The following is a 14,756-nucleotide window of genomic DNA, read 5'->3' on the forward strand; positions in this document are numbered from 1 at the left end:
GATGGATGGACCCCGCCCGATGGCAGCACCGCGCTTCCGCTTCGATCACATCCACCTCCGCGCCCGCGAACCGGAGGCGATGGCCCGCTTCTTCACCAGCCTGTTCGGCGCCACCGCCAGGCCGGAGGGCCGCCCCGGCCGCTGGGTCCTCGACCTCGACGGCCAGGCCCTGCTGATCGGCCCGCCGAACGCGGATCACCCGCCCGCGCCCGGCCCCGCCTTCCCCTATTGCGGCCTCGAGCATATCGGCCTCGCCGTCGCCGACATGGACGCCGCCATCGCCCATCTGCGCGCCGCCGGCGCCGAGATCGTGGTCGGCCCGCTCGATGCCGGCGGCCTCCGCCTCGCCTTCATCCGCGGGCCGGAGGGCGTCATGGTCGAATTGCTGGAACGCCAGCGGCAGGATGTTTGCTAGGGGAGGGGAGACATCCATGGGAGTGGAGCTATTGCGCATCGCCGCCCGACTTGCCCTTGCCGCCTGCCTGACATTGCCGCTCGCCGCCGGTGCCCAGCAGCCGAAGGTGCTGCGCATCGCGATGACCGCCTCCGACGTGCCCACCACCTCCGGCATGCCGAACAACGGCTCGGAGGGCATGCGCTTCCTCGGCTTTCCGGTTTTCGAGCCGCTGGTCGACTGGGACCTGACGGCGGCCGACAAGCCGGCCGATATCCGCCCCGGCCTCGCCACGGCCTGGGAGCAGGATGCCGCCGAGCCGCGCAAATGGCGCTTCACCCTGCGCCAGGGCGTCAGCTTCCATGACGGCAGCGCCTTCAACGCCGACAGCGTCATCTGGAACCTCGACCGCTTCTACAAGAACGACAGCCCGCAATTCGACGCGGCCGGCGCGGCGCTCGCCCGCGGCCGCGTCTCCATCCTGACGGGCTACCGCAAGATCGACGACGGCACGGTCGAGCTCGAGACCGCCCGCCCGGTCTCCTACCTGCCCTACCTGCTGACCTGGATCCTCTTCACCTCGCCGCAGAGCTGGGAGGCGAATGGCCGCGACTGGTCGAAGGTCGCCACCGCCGGCGCCGCCGGCACCGGGCCCTTCCGCATCACCCGCTTCGTCCCGCGCCAGTCGGCCGAGATCTCGCGCAACGACAACTACTGGAACCCGGAGCGCAAGCCGAAGCTCGACCGCATCCTGCTGCTACCGATGCCCGAGGCGAATACCCGCCTTGCCGCGCTGCGCTCCGGCCAGGTGGACTGGATCGAGGTGCCGCCGCCGGATGCCATCCCCTCGCTGCGCTCGGGCAGCTTCCAGGTCATCACCAACTCCTACCCGCATGTCTGGCCCTGGGTCTTCGCCGCCGGCAAGCCGGGCAGCCCGACCGCCGATGTGCGCGTCCGCCAGGCGCTGAACTACTGCTTCGACCGCGACGGTATGACCACCTTGCTGAACGGCACGGCGGAACCGTCGATCGGCTTCTACAAGGGGAACGACCCGCTCTTCGGCCAGCCGCAGAACCGCTACCGGCTGGATGCCGCCCGCGGCAAGGCGCTGCTGGCCGAGGCCGGCTACGGGCCGCAGCGGCCGCTGAAGCTCACCATCGGCATCTCCACCAGCGGCTCCGGCCAGATGCTGCCGTTGCCGATGAACGAGTTCCTGCAGCAGTCGCTGAAGGAGAATTGCGGCGTCGAGATCGGCTTCCAGGTGGTGGAGTGGAACACGCTGCTCGCCGGCCTGCGCGCCGAGCCCAATGCGCCGCAATGGCTCGGCGCCGATGCGCTGAACATCAGCCTCGTCTCCTCCGACGCCTCGCAGATGGCGCGCTGGTTCCTCTCCTCCAACGCGACGCCGGTGGGCTCCAATGCCGGCCACTGGCGCGACGCGGAGTTCGACGCCGCCTTTGCCGCCGTCGAGACCGAGCGCGACCCGGAGCGCATCCGCGCCGCGCTGCGGAAGGCGCATGAACGCCTCGTGGACGGCGCCCCCTGGCTCTACATCGTCCATGACCTCAACCCGCGCGCCATGACGCGACGGGTGCGCGGCTTCGTCAGCGCCCAGTCCTGGTACCAGGACCTGACGCGGGTGGACCTGCAGCAATAAGGCCCATTGCCGCAGGCGCAGGCAGGCCTGCGCAGCCTCTGGGCAAGTCGTTGGGAAAATCCGGCAGGGCGGGGCGCATCTCACCCCGCCGGCGGCTTGCACGGTCCTTGCATCCCCTGGGCGAACCGATTCCGGGGGATGGGACAACAGATGATGCGATTGGGAAGCTTGGGTGGCCTCGCCCTGGCCGCGCTGCTGGCGGCGGGGCCGGCGCTCGCGCAGCAGAAGGTGCTGCGCATCGCCATGACGGCCGCCGATGTGCCGACGACATCGGGCGCGCCCAATAACGGCTTCGAGGGCGTGCGCTTCCTCGGCTACCCCTCCTTCGAGGGGCTGGTGCTCTGGGACCTCTCCCGCGCCGACCGCCCGGCCACGCTGCGCCCCGGCCTCGCCGAGCGCTACGAGCAGGACCCGGCCGACCCGAAGACCTGGGTCTTCCACCTCCGCCGCGGGGTGAAGTTCCATGACGGCGCCGAGTTCAACGCCGATGCGGTGATCTGGACGCTCGACCGCTTCTGGAAGAACGACAGCCCACAATTCGACCCGGCCGGCAGCGGCATCGCCCGCGCCCGCATCCCGATCCTCGCCAGCTACCGCAAGATCGACGACTTCACCGTCTCGATCACCACCACCCGGGTCGCCAGCTACTTCCCCTATATGGCGGTCTATATCCTGATGATCAGCCCGCAGAGCTTCGAGCAGGGCGGGCGCGACTGGGCCAAGGTGGCCGCCCTGCCGCCGGCCGGCACCGGGCCCTTCCGCCTCTCCCGCTTCACGCCGCGCGTCTCGGCCGAGCTCTCGAAGAACGAGGGCTACTGGGACCAGGCGCGGGTGCCGAAGCTCGACCGCGTGCTGCTGCTGCCGATCCCGGAGGCGAATTCCCGCCTCGCCGCGCTGCGCTCCGGCCAGGTGGACTGGGTCGAGGTGCCGCCGCCGGATGCCATCCCGAGCCTGAAGCAGGCCGGCTTCCAGGTCGTCACCAACAGCTACCCCCATGTCTGGCCCTGGTTCTACCAGATGGGCGGCAACACCTCGCCCTTCCGCGACATCCGCGTCCGCCAGGGGTTGAACTACTGCGTCGATCGCGCCGGCCTGGTGCAGCTGCTGAACGGCACGGCGGAGCCCTCGGTCGGCTGGCTGAAGCCCTCCGACCCCAATTTCGGCAACCCGCAGAACCGCTACGCCTTCGACCCCGCCCGCGGCCGGGCAATGCTGGCCGAGGCCGGCTTCACCGCCCAGCGGCCGCTGCGCTTCAAGGTGATGATCTCGGCCAGCGGCTCCGGCCAGATGCTGCCGCTGCCGATGAACGAGTACATGCAGCAGAACCTGAAGGAGGCCTGCGGCGTCGAGGTCTCCTTCGAGGTGACGGAGTGGAACACGCTGCTGACCGCGGTGCGCCAGGCGCCTGACGCGCCGATCCTCAACGGCTCGACCTCGGTGAACCCCTCCTCGCCCTCCTCCGACCCGGCGGTGGCCGCGCGCTACTTCCTGCAGGCCTTCGTGCCGCCGAACGGCTTCAACTGGGGCCAGTGGAACGACCCGCAATTCGAGGAGGCCTTCGCCGCCCTCGAGGTCGCGCGCGACGAGGCCACCTTCAACGCCGCCTATGCGCGGGCGCATGAGCGGCTGGTGGACAACCCGCCCTGGCTCTACATCGTCCACGACCTCAACCCGCGCGCCATGTCGCGCCGCGTCCGCGGCTTCGTCAGCGCGCAATCCTGGTTCCAGGACCTGGTGACGGTGGACCTGCAATAGGGCAGGGGGGATCATGGCGGCGGGAAGGAGTCCTGCCGCCATGATCGTCGACCTCCGCATCTACACCACCCTGCCGAACCGCATGGCCGAGTTCGTCGCGCTCTACGAGGCGGAGGGGTGGCCGATCCAGCTGAAGCATCTCGGCCACTGCGTCGGCTGGTACACCACCGTCGAGGGCGAGCTGAACACGGTCGTCCATATGTGGGGCTATGCCGACCAGGGCGACCGCGAACGACGCCGCGCCGCCATGGCCGCCGACCCGGCCTGGGCCGGCTACCTGCAAAAGGTGGCGGATCAGGGTGCGCTCATCCGCATGCAGAACCGCATCATCCGCCCGGCCGGCTTCTTCGAGGCCTACAAGGCACGCGGTGCATGATCGGCGCTCTCGCCACGCTGCTCGCCTGCCAGCTGGCCGGTGAGGTGCTGGCCCGCGCGCTGCACCTGCCCGTGCCCGGCCCGGTGATCGGCATGGCGCTGCTCTTCGCCGGCCTGCTGCTGCGCGGCCGCGAGGCACCGCCGGCGCTCGAGGCCACCTCCGATGCGCTGCTCGGCAATCTCGGCCTGCTCTTCGTCCCCGCCGGCGTCGGGGTGATGCTCTACCTGCCGCTGCTGGCCCGGGACTGGGCGCCGCTCTCGCTCGGCGTGGTGGCGGGCACGCTCGCCGCCATCGCCGCCACCGGCCGCCTTGCGCAATGGCTGCTCCGCGGGCGATGAGCGAGCTCGGCGAGATCTGGGTCTATCTGGCGCGGGAGCCACTGGCCGCGCTCACCGCGACGCTGCTCGCCTGGCTCGGCGCGCTGCGGCTGCAACGCGCCTGCCGGCGCCATCCGCTGGCGAATCCGGTGCTCTTCGCCGTGCTGATCCTGGCAGCGGGCCTGCTCGCCAGCGGCATCGACTACCGCAGCTATTTCGAGGGCGCGCAATTCGTCCACTTCCTGCTTGGCCCGGCGACGGTCGCGCTTGCGGTGCCGCTCTACCGGCAATGGCATGCGGTGCGCCGCTCGGCGTTGCTGGCCGCGCTCTCGGTCGTCACCGGCGGGCTCCTCGCCGCGGCGGTCGGGGTCGGCATCGCGCTTGCCCTGCGCGCGGCGCCGGAGGTGGTGGCCTCGCTCGCCCCGCGCTCCGTCACCACGCCGGTCGCCATGGGCATCGCCGAGCGAATCGGTGGCTTGCCCTCGCTCACCGCTGCCCTTGTCATCGCCAGCGGAATCACCGGCGCGGCGCTCGGCCCGCTGGTGCTCGACATGGCAAGGGTCCGCGACATGCGCGCGAGGGGACTCGCCATCGGCACTGCATCGCACGGGATCGGCACCGCCCGCGCCCTCTCCGTCAACGCCACGGCAGGTGCCTTCAGCGGGCTGGCGATGGGTTTAAATGCCCTTGCTTCGGCCCTATTGCTGCCGCTGCTGTGGCGCACGCTCTTCGGTTGAGCCCGAATCGGGCTTTTCCACAGGAATCATGGGGTTGAGGACCCGCCAGAACTTGTGGCCCACCCATGCGATATCCTACCGTATCTAGTAGACGACGACATCTGGTAGGTCGGGGCAGGGGAGAACCACATGGAGTGGACGGCAGAGGCGATCGACCAGCTCCGAGCCTATTGGGCAGAGGGCCATTCCACTGCCGAAATAGGCAGGCGCATGGGTATCTCGAAGAATGCCGTGGTCGGCAAGGCCCATCGGCTGAATCTCGATGCCCGGCCGAGCCCGATCCGTCGTGAGGCCGAGGCCGGCGAGCGCCCGGCGGCGCAGCCCCGCCGCAGCAGTTCCCCGGCCCGGGACGGGGCATCGCTCCGCCGGCTCGAGCAGCCCGCGCAGCCATCGGCGGGCACCGTGGTCCGTGCCTTCCCGCGCGCCTCCGCCCGCACCTGCTGCTGGCCGCTCGGCGAGCCGGGCACGCCGGAATTCCGCTTCTGCTCGGGCGATGCGATGACCGGCAAGCCCTACTGCCAGGAACATGCCTCGGTCGCCTATGTGAAGGCCCGCGACCGCCGCGAGGACGCGGCCTGATCCGCTCCCCATGACGCCGCCGCGCGGCGGCGCGGGGCATCCCGTGACTCCGCAGCGCCTGGCATATGCGGCCTTCCCCCGGCACGCCAACGGGTTGCCACCACGCGGCACTGCGGCGATCCTGACCGGATGTTCACTCCTTTCGCCAGCCGATGAGCGGCTGGCTGGCCGGGCTGCTGCTGCAGGTTGCAGCCCTTGCCGTCTTCGTCTGCATGGACACGCTGCTGAAGGTGCTCACCGCCTTCTATGCCGTGCCGCAGCTGATGTGGGCGCGCTTCCTCTTCAGCCTGCTCGCCGTGGCGCTGCTGTTCCAGCTGACCATGCACCGGCTGCCATGGCGCTCCCGCGCGCCCTGGATGCAGGCCTGGCGCAGCCTGATGCTGGCCGGCGCCAACCTGATGTTCTCCTCGGCGCTGCCCTACCTGCCGCTGGCCGATGCCACCGCCATCGGCTTCGCCTCGCCGCTGCTGACCGTGGCGCTGGCCGCCGTCTGGCTGCGCGAGCGGGTGAGCGCGCGTCGCTGGCTCGGCGTCGCCATCGGCCTCGCCGGCGTGATGGTGGCGCTGCGCCCACCCTTCCTCACCGGCGCGGAGCCGCCGCACTGGGCCGCCATCCTGCCCCTCGGCACGGCCTGCATGTTCGCCGTGTACCAGATCCTGACGCGGAAGCTGGCCTCGATCGACGACCCGCGCACCACCATCCTGCATACCGGCTTCGCCGGCTGCGTGGTGACGACCCTGGTGCAGCCCTTCGTCTGGACCTGGCCGCCGGCGCTGCACTGGCCGCTGCTCGTGCTGCTCGGCCTGTTCGGCGCGCTCGGCCATGGGCTGCTGGTGCTTGCCTATGCCCGGGCACCGGTCAGCCTGCTCGCCCCGCTCTCCTACACGCAGCTTGTCTGGGCAAGCCTTTCCGGCGTGCTTGTCTTCGGTGACTGGCCGGATGGCTGGACGCTGCTCGGCGGGGTGGTGATCGCCGGCGGCGGCATTCTCGTCGCGCTGCCGGATCGGCGTACCGGCTGAATGGCGCCATCGCGATCAACAGCCGGTTCCCGCCCGCTGCCAGCCTCCACCCCGGCTTGCGTCCGGGGCCCGCTTGGTCTAGCGCAGGAGCCCTGACTGAGGAGAGCCGGGTCATTTCGCACGCCAGGCTGGAACAGCCCCACCGCAAGCAGATCGACCGCGAGTCGCATCCCCGCACAGCGCTGGATGCGGGCGCGGTGCGGGACGCCTATCGCCGTTGGGCCGGGGTCTATGACGAGGTCTTTGGTGGCGTCTCCGGTGCCGGCCGCCGCCGCGCCGTCGCCGCGGTGAACCGCCTGGCCGGCACCAAGGTGCTGGAAGTGGGTGTCGGCACGGGCCTCGCTTTGCCCCTCTACGAGCCCAAGAAGCAGGTCGTCGGCATCGATCTCTCACGCGACATGCTGCGCCGCGCGCGCGACCGCGTGGCCAATGAGCGGCTGCGCAACGTCACCGGCCTGCTCGAGATGGACGCCGAGTCCATGGCCTTCGAGGATGGCAGCTTCGACATCGCCGTCGCCATGTTCACCGCGACCGTGGTGCCGGATGCGCGCCGCCTCTACCGCGAGATGCGCCGCGTGGTGCGGCCGGGTGGCGAGTTGCTCTTCGTCAACCATTTCGCCGCCGAGGGCGGGCTGCGCTGGTGGGCCGAGCGGACGCTCGCGCCGCTCTCCCGCGTGCTGGGCTGGCATCCGGACTTCGCCCTGACGGATCTGCTCGAGGATCCACGCCAGGCGGCCGAGATCACCGTATGCCCGCCCTTTGGCCTCTTCACCCTGGTGCGCGTGCCGAACCCGGCCTGACGGCCCCGCTGCAGGCCAGCCTTGGCCTGACCCCGCCGCCGCCCCGGCGGATCACGAGGGCCGGCTGCCGCCCCGCGGCGCAGAGCCCGGCCAGGGCCCGCGCCGGCAGGGGCACCGCCCCGCCGCGCGCCCAGGCGGCCCCCAGCCGGGCCAGCGCCACCCGCCGTTGGTAGCCTGCCCCGCGCTCCGGGTCGCCGGAATGGTATTGCGCGACCGCATCGGCCCAGTTGCCGGTCCGGGCCCGCAACTCCTGCAGGAAGCGGATGGCGTAGCGCACATTGACTGCCGGATCGAAGCCCTCCGTCAGGCCGGGGAAGGCGTCGGGGTGGTGCAGCAGGTTCACCTGCATGCAGCCGATATCGACCGAGCGCCGCCCGCTGGCGAGGAAGCCCGCCACCGCGGCCACCGCCGCCTCCCGCGTCGGCTCGGCATGGCCTTCGCCTTCGGCGTTCCAGCTCCAGGGCCAGGGCTCGAAGCGGCCGCTGCGCGCGTCGCCCCGCCCGGTCTCGACCAGGGCGACCGCCAGCAGCAGCCCGGGCGGCAGGCTGGTGCCGCGCTCGGCAGCCAGGATGGCGCGCCGGCAGGCGGTCCAGCTATCATCCTCGGCGCGGGCCGGGCCGGCCGCCAGGAGGATCAGGAGGAGCAGAGGCAGCCAGCGCATGGCCCCATGCCTTACTCCGCTATGATCCCCCAGAGCAGCTTCAGGTTCAGCGCCACGATCACGACCGTGCTGGCCCAGCCAACCACCACCTGCCAGCGCGGCGCCGCATGGGGGCCGAGCCGCAGCCGGTCCCCGGCGAACAGCATCAGCGGCACCACGGCGAAGGGCAGCTGCAGGCAGAGCACCACCTGGGAGAAAACCAGCAGCTGCGCCGTCCCGCTTTCCCCATAGAGCCAGGTGATCACCACCGCCGGGACGATCGCCACCAGCCGCGTCACCAGCCGCCGGAGCACCGGGGAGAGGCGGAGGCCGAGGAAGCCCTCCATCACCACCTGGCCGGCCAGCGTGGCGGTGACGGTGGCATTCAGCCCACAGGCCAGCAGCGCCACGGCGAAGAGGGTGGCGGCCATGGTCGTGCCGACCATTGGCGTCAGCAGCTCATAGGCTTCCTGGATCTCCGCGACCTCCGTCCGCCCGCCGGCATGGAACACCGCGGCGGCGGTGATGAGGATGGCGGAGTTCACCAGCAGCGCCAGCGTCAGCGCCACCGAGCTGTCGATGGTGGCGAAGCGGATCGCCTCCCGCTTCGCCTCCCGGTCCTCGCCATAGGCGCGGGACTGCACCACGGCGGTATGGAGGTAGAGGTTGTGCGGCATCACCGTCGCGCCGAGGATGCCGATGGCGATGTAGAGCTGGTTCTCGTTCGTCAGGATCGAGGCCTGCGGCAGGTAGCCGCCGAGCACCGCCGCCCAATCCGGCTGGGCCAGCACCAGCTGGGTGGCGAAGCAGCCGAAGACGAGGAACATCAGCCCCGCCACCAGCGCCTCCAGCCAGCGCACGCCCCGATGCTGCAGCCAGAGGATCAGCAGCGCATCGAGTGCCGTCAGCACCACGCCGGCCAGCAGCGGGATGCCGAAGAGCAGGTTGAGGGCGATGGCCGTGCCGATCAGCTCGGCGAGGTCGGTGGCGCAGATCGCCACCTCCGCCAGGGCCCAGAGCACGAAATTGACGGGCTTCGGGAAGCGGTCCCGGCACAGCTGCGCCAGGTCCCGCCCGGTGGCGATGCCGATCCGCGCGCAGAGCGCCTGCAGCAGCATCGCCATCAGCGAGGAGGCCAGCGCCACCGAGAGCAGCGTGTAGCCGAAGGCCGAGCCGCCGGCGAGGGCGGTCGCCCAATTGCCCGGGTCCATATAGCCGACGGCGATGAGGTAGCCCGGCCCGATGAAGGCGCCGAGCCGGCGTGTCCAGCCGGCGGCATCGGGGATGCGGACGCTGCCATGCATCTCGGCGAGGCTGAGATCGGATCTGGCGGGCGCGGGCGGCGGCGCCTCCGGCCGGGTCAGCACCGGCCGGATTCCAGGGGGATGGCTGAACAGGTCTTCAACTGTTCAAAGGTTCCTTGTTTTTCAGTGGTTTATGCGACATGTTGCAGGTGCGCCCGACAAGCAGGCCTGTCAAGGCGCCGGGCCGAAGGTGAGGGCAGATGCGCGGACGAATCCGGATTGGCGACGACCAGGTGGTAGAATTGGCGGAAATGTTCCGCCTGATGAGCGACCCGACGCGGCTGAAGATCATCCTCGCCTGCCTCGATGCCCCGGCCGCGGTGGGGGAGATGGCGGAGCGCCTGGGCATCTCCGCCTCCCTCGTCTCCCACCATCTCCGCCTGCTGCGCGCCGCCCGGCTGCTCCAGGCCGACCGCCGTGGCCGGCAGGTCTTCTACGCGGTGCAGGACGAGCATATCCGCTCCATGCTCTCCGACATGGTGGACCATGTGGCCGAGGTGGACGCCGAGGCCGAGGCCGCGGCGCCCTGAGGCGGAGAGGCGCCCGCCTCAGGGCTGAATTTCGTGGCGAAACCCGGTGGACTTGCGCATCCCGGCGGCACCCTCACTTGTGCGGTGCGGTGCTGGGCGACTATGGTCCGGCCGCGTCGCCGGCGCATCCGGAAAAGGGTGCCGCGACGCGTCGGCCGGCCAGGTCGGACGGCAGGACCTAATCTCAGGCGGTGCGCGCACCGCGCGCGGCGGGCGGGACACGGGATGCAGCGGGTGATTGGTCAGTGGTTCGGTAGGGCATCGGGGCTGGCGCTGGCCGGCCTGCTCGCGCTGGGTGGGCTGATGGGCCCTGCCCTCGCACAGGATAACCGTACGTCAGGCGGGGTCGTCGGGGACACTCATTCCAATCTCGGGGCGCCCATTCCCTGGGGCACCGGCCTGCAGCCGGCTGGCGGCCCGGTGAAGGAAGCGATCCACGACTTCAACACGCTGGTCCTCTGGATCATTGTCGCGATCACCATCTTCGTGATGATCCTGCTGGGCTACTGCATGTGGCGCTTCCGCGAATCGGCCAACCCGACGCCGTCCCGCACCAGCCACAACACGGTGCTCGAGATCGCCTGGACGGTGGTCCCGGTGCTGATCCTGCTGATCATCGCCATCCCGTCCTTCCGCCTGATCTATTACGAGGACCGGGCGCGCGATGCCGACCTGACGATCAATGTCCAGGGCCGGCAGTGGTACTGGCACTATGCCTATCCGGATCACGGCGACTTCGCCTTCGACAGCCGCCCGATCCCGGATGAGGACCTGAAGCCGGACCAGCCCCGCAACCTCGCGGTGGATGAGCCCCTGGTGATCCCGGTCGGCGCCAATATCCGCGTGCTGACCACCGGCCAGGACGTGATCCACAGCTTCTTCGTGCCTTCGCTCGGCGTGCAGAAGTACACCATCCCGGGCCGCACGCTGGAAACCTGGTTCCGCGCCGACCAGCCGGGCACCTATTACGGCCAGTGCAACCAGATCTGCGGCACCAATCACTGGTTCATGCCGATCATGGTGCGCGCCGTGCCGCAGGCCGAGTTCCAGGCCTGGGTCGAGGAGGCGAAGAAGAAGTATGCCGCGGCCGAGCCCGCGCCGGCCGAGGCCGGCACCCGGCTCGCCGAACTGAGCCGCTGAGCGGCTGCTGACCCTTTAGTTCACGAGGCGGACCCATGGCGCACGCCACAGACGCACATCACGACGGCCACCACGACCACGCCCCCGGCTTCGTCGCGCGCTGGCTGTTCAGCACCAACCACAAGGATATCGGTACCCTCTATCTCATCTTCTCGGTCTTCGCCGCGACCATCGGCGTAGCCCTGTCGATGCTGATGCGGCTTGAGCTGCAGCAGCCCGGCCTTCAGTTCTTCGGCAGCGGCCAGACCTGGAACACGGTGGTCAGCGCCCACGGCCTGATCATGGTGTTCTTCGTGGTCATGCCGGCGCTGATCGGCGGCTTCGGCAACTGGTTCGTCCCGCTGATGATCGGCGCGCCGGACATGGCCTTCCCGCGGATGAACAACATCAGCTTCTGGCTGCTGGTCCCGGCCTTCCTGCTGCTCGGCGCCAGCATGTTCGTGGGCGAGGGTGCCGGCGCCGGCTGGACCATCTACACGCCGCTCTCCGACAGCGCCTACCATCCGGGCGCGTCGATGGACCTCGCGCTCTTTGCCCTGCACCTGGCGGGCGCCAGCTCCATCATGGGCGCGGCCAACTTCATCACGACCATCTTCAACATGCGCGCGCCGGGCATGACCCTGCACAAGATGCCGCTGTTCGTCTGGTCGATGCTGATCACCGCCTTCCTGCTGCTGCTGGCGGTGCCGGTGCTGGCGGGCGCCATCACCATGCTGATCACCGACCGTAACTTCGGCACGGCCTTCTTCAAGCCGGAAGGTGGCGGTGACCCGGTGCTGTTCCAGCACCTGTTCTGGTTCTTCGGCCACCCCGAAGTGTACATCATGATCCTGCCGGGCTTCGGCATCATCAGCCACGTCGTCTCGACCTTCAGCCGCAAGCCCGTCTTCGGCTATCTCGGCATGGCCTATGCGATGACCGCCATCGGCGTGGTTGGCTTCGTGGTCTGGGCCCACCACATGTTCACCAGCGGAATCGACGTGGACACGCGGGCCTACTTCATGGCCGCGACCATGGTCATCGCCGTGCCGACGGGCATCAAGATCTTCTCCTGGATCGCCACCATGTGGGGCGGCTCCATCAGCCTGAAGACGCCGATGCTCTTCGCCATCGGCTTCATCTTCCTCTTCACCGTCGGCGGCGTGACCGGCGTGAAGCTGGCCAATGCCAGCGTCGACGTGATCCTGCACAACACCTACTACGTGGTGGCCCACTTCCACTACGTGCTGTCGCTGGGCGCCGTCTTCTCGATCTTCGCCGGTTTCTACTACTGGATTGGCAAGATGAGCGGGAGGCAGTACCCGGAGTTCTGGGGCAAGGTTCATTTCTGGACGCTGTTCATCGGCACCAACCTGATCTTCTTCCCGCAGCACTTCCTGGGCGCCCAGGGCATGCCCCGCCGCTACCCGGACTATCCGGATGCCTTCTGGGGCTGGAACCTGGTGTCCTCGCTGGGCGCCTATGTCGCCGCCGCCTCCATGTTCGTCTTCTTCTATGTCTGCTGGAAGACCTTCACCTCCAAGGAGAAGCTGGCCGACAACTACTGGGGCGAGGGCGCGACCACCCTCGAGTGGCAGGTGAGCAGCCCGCCGCCCTTTCACACCTTCGAGGAACTGCCCCGCATCCGCTGAGCAGCACGAGGTTTAACCCGAAAGCGCCACATCCCTTCGCCGGGGTGTGGCGTTTTCCACTTTGAGGGCCTACATCGCCACCATGAGTGACGTCACCGCAGCCGCCCCGCAGCAGGACCTGTCCGAAGTCCAGGACTGGGTCACCCTCCTGAAGCCGCGCGTCATCTCGCTGGTGGTGCTGACCGGCGTTGTCGGGCTGCTGGTCGCGCCGGGGCGCCTGCACCCGATCCTCGCCATCGCCGCCATCCTCTGCATCGCGCTCGGCGCCGGCGCCTCGGGCGCCATCAACATGTGGTATGACCGCGACATCGACGCGGTGATGCGGCGCACCCAGCGCCGGCCCATCCCGGCCGGGCGCATCGAGCCGGGCGCGGCGCTGGCCTATGGCGTCGGCCTCGCCGTCGCTTCCGTCCTCATCATGGGCCTCGCCACCAACTGGGTGGCGGCCGGGGTGCTGGCGCTGTCGATCGCCTTCTACGTCTTCGTCTACACCGCATGGCTGAAGCGGCGGACCTCGCAGAACATCGTCATCGGCGGCGCCGCCGGCGCCTTCCCGCCGGTCATCGGCTGGGCCGCCGTCACCGGCGACGTGACGCTGGTGCCGATGCTCCTCTTCGCCATCATCTTCTTCTGGACGCCGCCGCATTTCTGGGCGCTCAGCCTCTTCGCCCATGCCGACTACGCGAAGGTCGGCGTGCCGATGCTCCCCGTCACCCATGGTGCGCGGGAGACGCGGAAGCAGGTGTTGATCTACACCCTGGTGCTGCTGCCGCTGACGCTGCTGCCGAGCCTGCTCGGCTTCACTGGCTGGCTCTACGCAGCCGCCGCGGTGCTGCTCGGGGTGGAATTCCTGCGCCACGCCATCGCCGTCTACCGGGACCGGCAGGACGAGACCGGCCGCAGCCTCACCGAGGACCGCCCGGCCAGGAAGGCCTTCCGCTACTCGCTGCTCTACCTGGCCCTGCTGTTCATCGCCCTCGCGGTGGACAAGGCGGTGCTCGGCTGATGAGCCCCGTGACGATGACGCCGGAGCAGCGTGCCGATTTCGAGCGCCGCCGCCGCCAGAAGAACTGGGCGGTGCTCGGCGTGTTGATCGCGCTCGTGGTGCTGTTCTTTGCCATCAGCACCGCCCGCGTGTTGAGGGGCTGAGGGAAATGACGCCAAGCGATACGCTGCGCCGCCGCAACCGCCGCCTCGGCCTCGCCGTGGGCGGCTTCGTCGCCGCCATGGTCGGCGTCGCCTTCGCCTCGGTGCCCCTCTACGACATGTTCTGCCGCGCCACCGGCTATAACGGCACGGTGCAGACCGGCGGCCCTGCCGCGCCCGGCGCCGGCACGCAGGTGATGACCGTCCGCTTCAACGCCAACACCCATCCGGGCCTGCCCTGGCGCTTCGCCCCGGAATCGCCGGGCCTCTCGCTTCGCGTCGGCGAGGAGGGGATGGGCTTCTACCGGGCCGAGAACCTGTCCCAGGTACCGGTCACCGGCGTCGCCACCTACAACGTGACGCCCGAGGTGGTCGGCAAGTATTTCCACAAGACCGCCTGCTTCTGCTTCGACGAGCAGACGCTGGAGCCGGGCCAGAAGGCCGACATGCCGCTCAGCTTCTGGGTCGATCCGAAGATCGCGGAGGACCCGAACACGCGGGGCATCCGCACCATCACCATCAGCTACACCTTCTTCCGCAGCCTCGACGATGCCGCCCGTTCGGGCGCGCTCGCCAATGCGGGCCAGCATGTCGGCGCCGCCCGCACCGCCACGCCGTGACCAGCCGCCCACGCCACCGGTCCAGGGCTTGATAACAGCCGGTTTTTCAGGATTGATGCGCCCCGACGACCGGCGGGGCCTTTTCCCGCAAGATCAGGACGCGCAATGGCC

17 protein-coding genes are annotated in these 14,756 nt (G+C 69.6%); 15 read left to right on the forward strand and 2 right to left on the reverse strand.

Annotated elements, in window-relative coordinates; all coding sequences use genetic code 11:
• Window positions 1–19: 19 nt before the first annotated feature.
• The 9 genes from BLR02_RS06315 (at window position 20) to BLR02_RS06355 (ending at window position 7,634) form a co-directional block, all read left to right on the forward strand.
• Window positions 20–415, forward strand: coding sequence for a VOC family protein (locus tag BLR02_RS06315; protein ID WP_090661709.1), 396 nt, complete (start codon window positions 20–22; stop codon window positions 413–415).
• Window positions 416–431: 16 nt separating this feature from the next.
• On the forward strand, window positions 432–2,051 hold the full coding sequence (locus tag BLR02_RS06320; RefSeq protein WP_090661713.1) for an ABC transporter substrate-binding protein: 1,620 nt from the start codon (window positions 432–434) through the stop codon (window positions 2,049–2,051).
• 150 nt (window positions 2,052–2,201) lie between these two features.
• Window positions 2,202–3,806, forward strand: coding sequence for an ABC transporter substrate-binding protein (locus BLR02_RS06325; protein WP_218127882.1), 1,605 nt, complete (start codon window positions 2,202–2,204; stop codon window positions 3,804–3,806).
• A 40-nt stretch (window positions 3,807–3,846) separates the two neighbouring features.
• Window positions 3,847–4,182, forward strand: coding sequence for an NIPSNAP family protein (locus tag BLR02_RS06330; RefSeq protein ID WP_090661716.1), 336 nt, complete (start codon window positions 3,847–3,849; stop codon window positions 4,180–4,182).
• Window positions 4,179–4,520: a CidA/LrgA family protein gene (locus BLR02_RS06335; RefSeq protein ID WP_090661719.1), complete on the forward strand. Its 342-nt coding sequence runs from the start codon at window positions 4,179–4,181 to the stop codon at window positions 4,518–4,520. The genes BLR02_RS06330 and BLR02_RS06335 overlap by 4 nt, the downstream gene beginning before the upstream one ends.
• Window positions 4,517–5,236, forward strand: coding sequence for an LrgB family protein (locus BLR02_RS06340; RefSeq protein ID WP_090661721.1), 720 nt, complete (start codon window positions 4,517–4,519; stop codon window positions 5,234–5,236). The genes BLR02_RS06335 and BLR02_RS06340 overlap by 4 nt, the downstream gene beginning before the upstream one ends.
• 129 nt (window positions 5,237–5,365) lie before the next feature.
• A complete protein-coding gene (locus tag BLR02_RS06345) occupies window positions 5,366–5,815 on the forward strand; it encodes a GcrA family cell cycle regulator (protein ID WP_090661724.1) in 450 nt (149 codons plus the stop codon).
• A gap of 152 nt (window positions 5,816–5,967) precedes the next feature.
• Window positions 5,968–6,834, forward strand: coding sequence for a DMT family transporter (locus BLR02_RS06350; protein ID WP_090564864.1), 867 nt, complete (start codon window positions 5,968–5,970; stop codon window positions 6,832–6,834).
• A 152-nt stretch (window positions 6,835–6,986) separates the two neighbouring features.
• Entirely contained in the window at window positions 6,987–7,634 is a 648-nt protein-coding gene (locus tag BLR02_RS06355; protein ID WP_408735480.1) for a class I SAM-dependent methyltransferase, read from the forward strand.
• On the opposite strand, the gene BLR02_RS06360 is transcribed toward BLR02_RS06355, so the two are convergent.
• Window positions 7,603–8,295 (reverse strand): lytic transglycosylase domain-containing protein, encoded by a 693-nt coding sequence (locus BLR02_RS06360; RefSeq protein ID WP_090564862.1) that lies wholly within the window; start codon window positions 8,293–8,295, stop codon window positions 7,603–7,605. The genes BLR02_RS06355 and BLR02_RS06360 overlap by 32 nt on opposite strands.
• 11 nt (window positions 8,296–8,306) lie before the next feature.
• Window positions 8,307–9,641 (reverse strand): Nramp family divalent metal transporter, encoded by a 1,335-nt coding sequence (locus BLR02_RS06365; RefSeq protein WP_256336901.1) that lies wholly within the window; start codon window positions 9,639–9,641, stop codon window positions 8,307–8,309.
• A 137-nt stretch (window positions 9,642–9,778) separates the two neighbouring features.
• On the opposite strand from BLR02_RS06365, the gene BLR02_RS06370 reads away from it, so the two are divergent.
• From BLR02_RS06370 to BLR02_RS06390, 6 genes are all read left to right on the forward strand, one after another.
• Window positions 9,779–10,108: an ArsR/SmtB family transcription factor gene (locus BLR02_RS06370; protein WP_090564860.1), complete on the forward strand. Its 330-nt coding sequence runs from the start codon at window positions 9,779–9,781 to the stop codon at window positions 10,106–10,108.
• A 225-nt stretch (window positions 10,109–10,333) separates the two neighbouring features.
• Window positions 10,334–11,248 (forward strand): cytochrome c oxidase subunit II, encoded by a 915-nt coding sequence (coxB, locus tag BLR02_RS06375; protein ID WP_090564859.1) that lies wholly within the window; start codon window positions 10,334–10,336, stop codon window positions 11,246–11,248.
• A gap of 35 nt (window positions 11,249–11,283) precedes the next feature.
• The gene (ctaD, locus tag BLR02_RS06380) at window positions 11,284–12,879 is read left to right on the forward strand and encodes a cytochrome c oxidase subunit I (protein ID WP_090564857.1); all 1,596 of its coding nucleotides are present in this window, start codon (window positions 11,284–11,286) and stop codon (window positions 12,877–12,879) included.
• A gap of 82 nt (window positions 12,880–12,961) precedes the next feature.
• Entirely contained in the window at window positions 12,962–13,885 is a 924-nt protein-coding gene (locus BLR02_RS06385) for a heme o synthase (RefSeq protein ID WP_090564856.1), read from the forward strand.
• Window positions 13,885–14,028: a hypothetical protein gene (locus BLR02_RS29305; protein ID WP_176849402.1), complete on the forward strand. Its 144-nt coding sequence runs from the start codon at window positions 13,885–13,887 to the stop codon at window positions 14,026–14,028. Before BLR02_RS06385 ends, BLR02_RS29305 begins: the two co-directional genes overlap by 1 nt.
• A gap of 5 nt (window positions 14,029–14,033) precedes the next feature.
• Window positions 14,034–14,645, forward strand: a complete 612-nt coding sequence (locus BLR02_RS06390) for a cytochrome c oxidase assembly protein (RefSeq protein ID WP_090564853.1) — start codon at window positions 14,034–14,036, stop codon at window positions 14,643–14,645.
• Window positions 14,646–14,756 lie beyond the last annotated feature (111 nt).

The sequence above is a fragment of the Belnapia rosea genome, from assembly GCF_900101615.1.
Classification (GTDB): Bacteria; Pseudomonadota; Alphaproteobacteria; order Acetobacterales; family Acetobacteraceae; genus Belnapia; species Belnapia rosea.

Bases quoted from the DNA above. Each gene is read 5' to 3' on its own strand.
- BLR02_RS29305 (WP_176849402.1), top strand. From the start codon at position 13,885: ATGAGCCCCGTGACGATGACGCCGGAGCAGCGTGCCGATTTCGAGCGC.
- BLR02_RS06370 (WP_090564860.1), top strand. From the start codon at position 9,779: ATGCGCGGACGAATCCGGATTGGCGACGACCAGGTGGTAGAATTGGCG.
- BLR02_RS06335 (WP_090661719.1), top strand. From the start codon at position 4,179: ATGATCGGCGCTCTCGCCACGCTGCTCGCCTGCCAGCTGGCCGGTGAG.
- BLR02_RS06345 (WP_090661724.1), top strand. From the start codon at position 5,366: ATGGAGTGGACGGCAGAGGCGATCGACCAGCTCCGAGCCTATTGGGCA.
- BLR02_RS06320 (WP_090661713.1), top strand. From the start codon at position 432: ATGGGAGTGGAGCTATTGCGCATCGCCGCCCGACTTGCCCTTGCCGCC.
- BLR02_RS06350 (WP_090564864.1), top strand. From the start codon at position 5,968: ATGAGCGGCTGGCTGGCCGGGCTGCTGCTGCAGGTTGCAGCCCTTGCC.
- coxB (WP_090564859.1), top strand. From the start codon at position 10,334: ATGCAGCGGGTGATTGGTCAGTGGTTCGGTAGGGCATCGGGGCTGGCG.
- BLR02_RS06340 (WP_090661721.1), top strand. From the start codon at position 4,517: ATGAGCGAGCTCGGCGAGATCTGGGTCTATCTGGCGCGGGAGCCACTG.
- BLR02_RS06385 (WP_090564856.1), top strand. From the start codon at position 12,962: ATGAGTGACGTCACCGCAGCCGCCCCGCAGCAGGACCTGTCCGAAGTC.
- BLR02_RS06315 (WP_090661709.1), top strand. From the start codon at position 20: ATGGCAGCACCGCGCTTCCGCTTCGATCACATCCACCTCCGCGCCCGC.
- BLR02_RS06360 (WP_090564862.1), bottom strand. From the start codon at position 8,295: ATGCGCTGGCTGCCTCTGCTCCTCCTGATCCTCCTGGCGGCCGGCCCG.
- BLR02_RS06325 (WP_218127882.1), top strand. From the start codon at position 2,202: ATGATGCGATTGGGAAGCTTGGGTGGCCTCGCCCTGGCCGCGCTGCTG.
- ctaD (WP_090564857.1), top strand. From the start codon at position 11,284: ATGGCGCACGCCACAGACGCACATCACGACGGCCACCACGACCACGCC.
- BLR02_RS06390 (WP_090564853.1), top strand. From the start codon at position 14,034: ATGACGCCAAGCGATACGCTGCGCCGCCGCAACCGCCGCCTCGGCCTC.
- BLR02_RS06330 (WP_090661716.1), top strand. From the start codon at position 3,847: ATGATCGTCGACCTCCGCATCTACACCACCCTGCCGAACCGCATGGCC.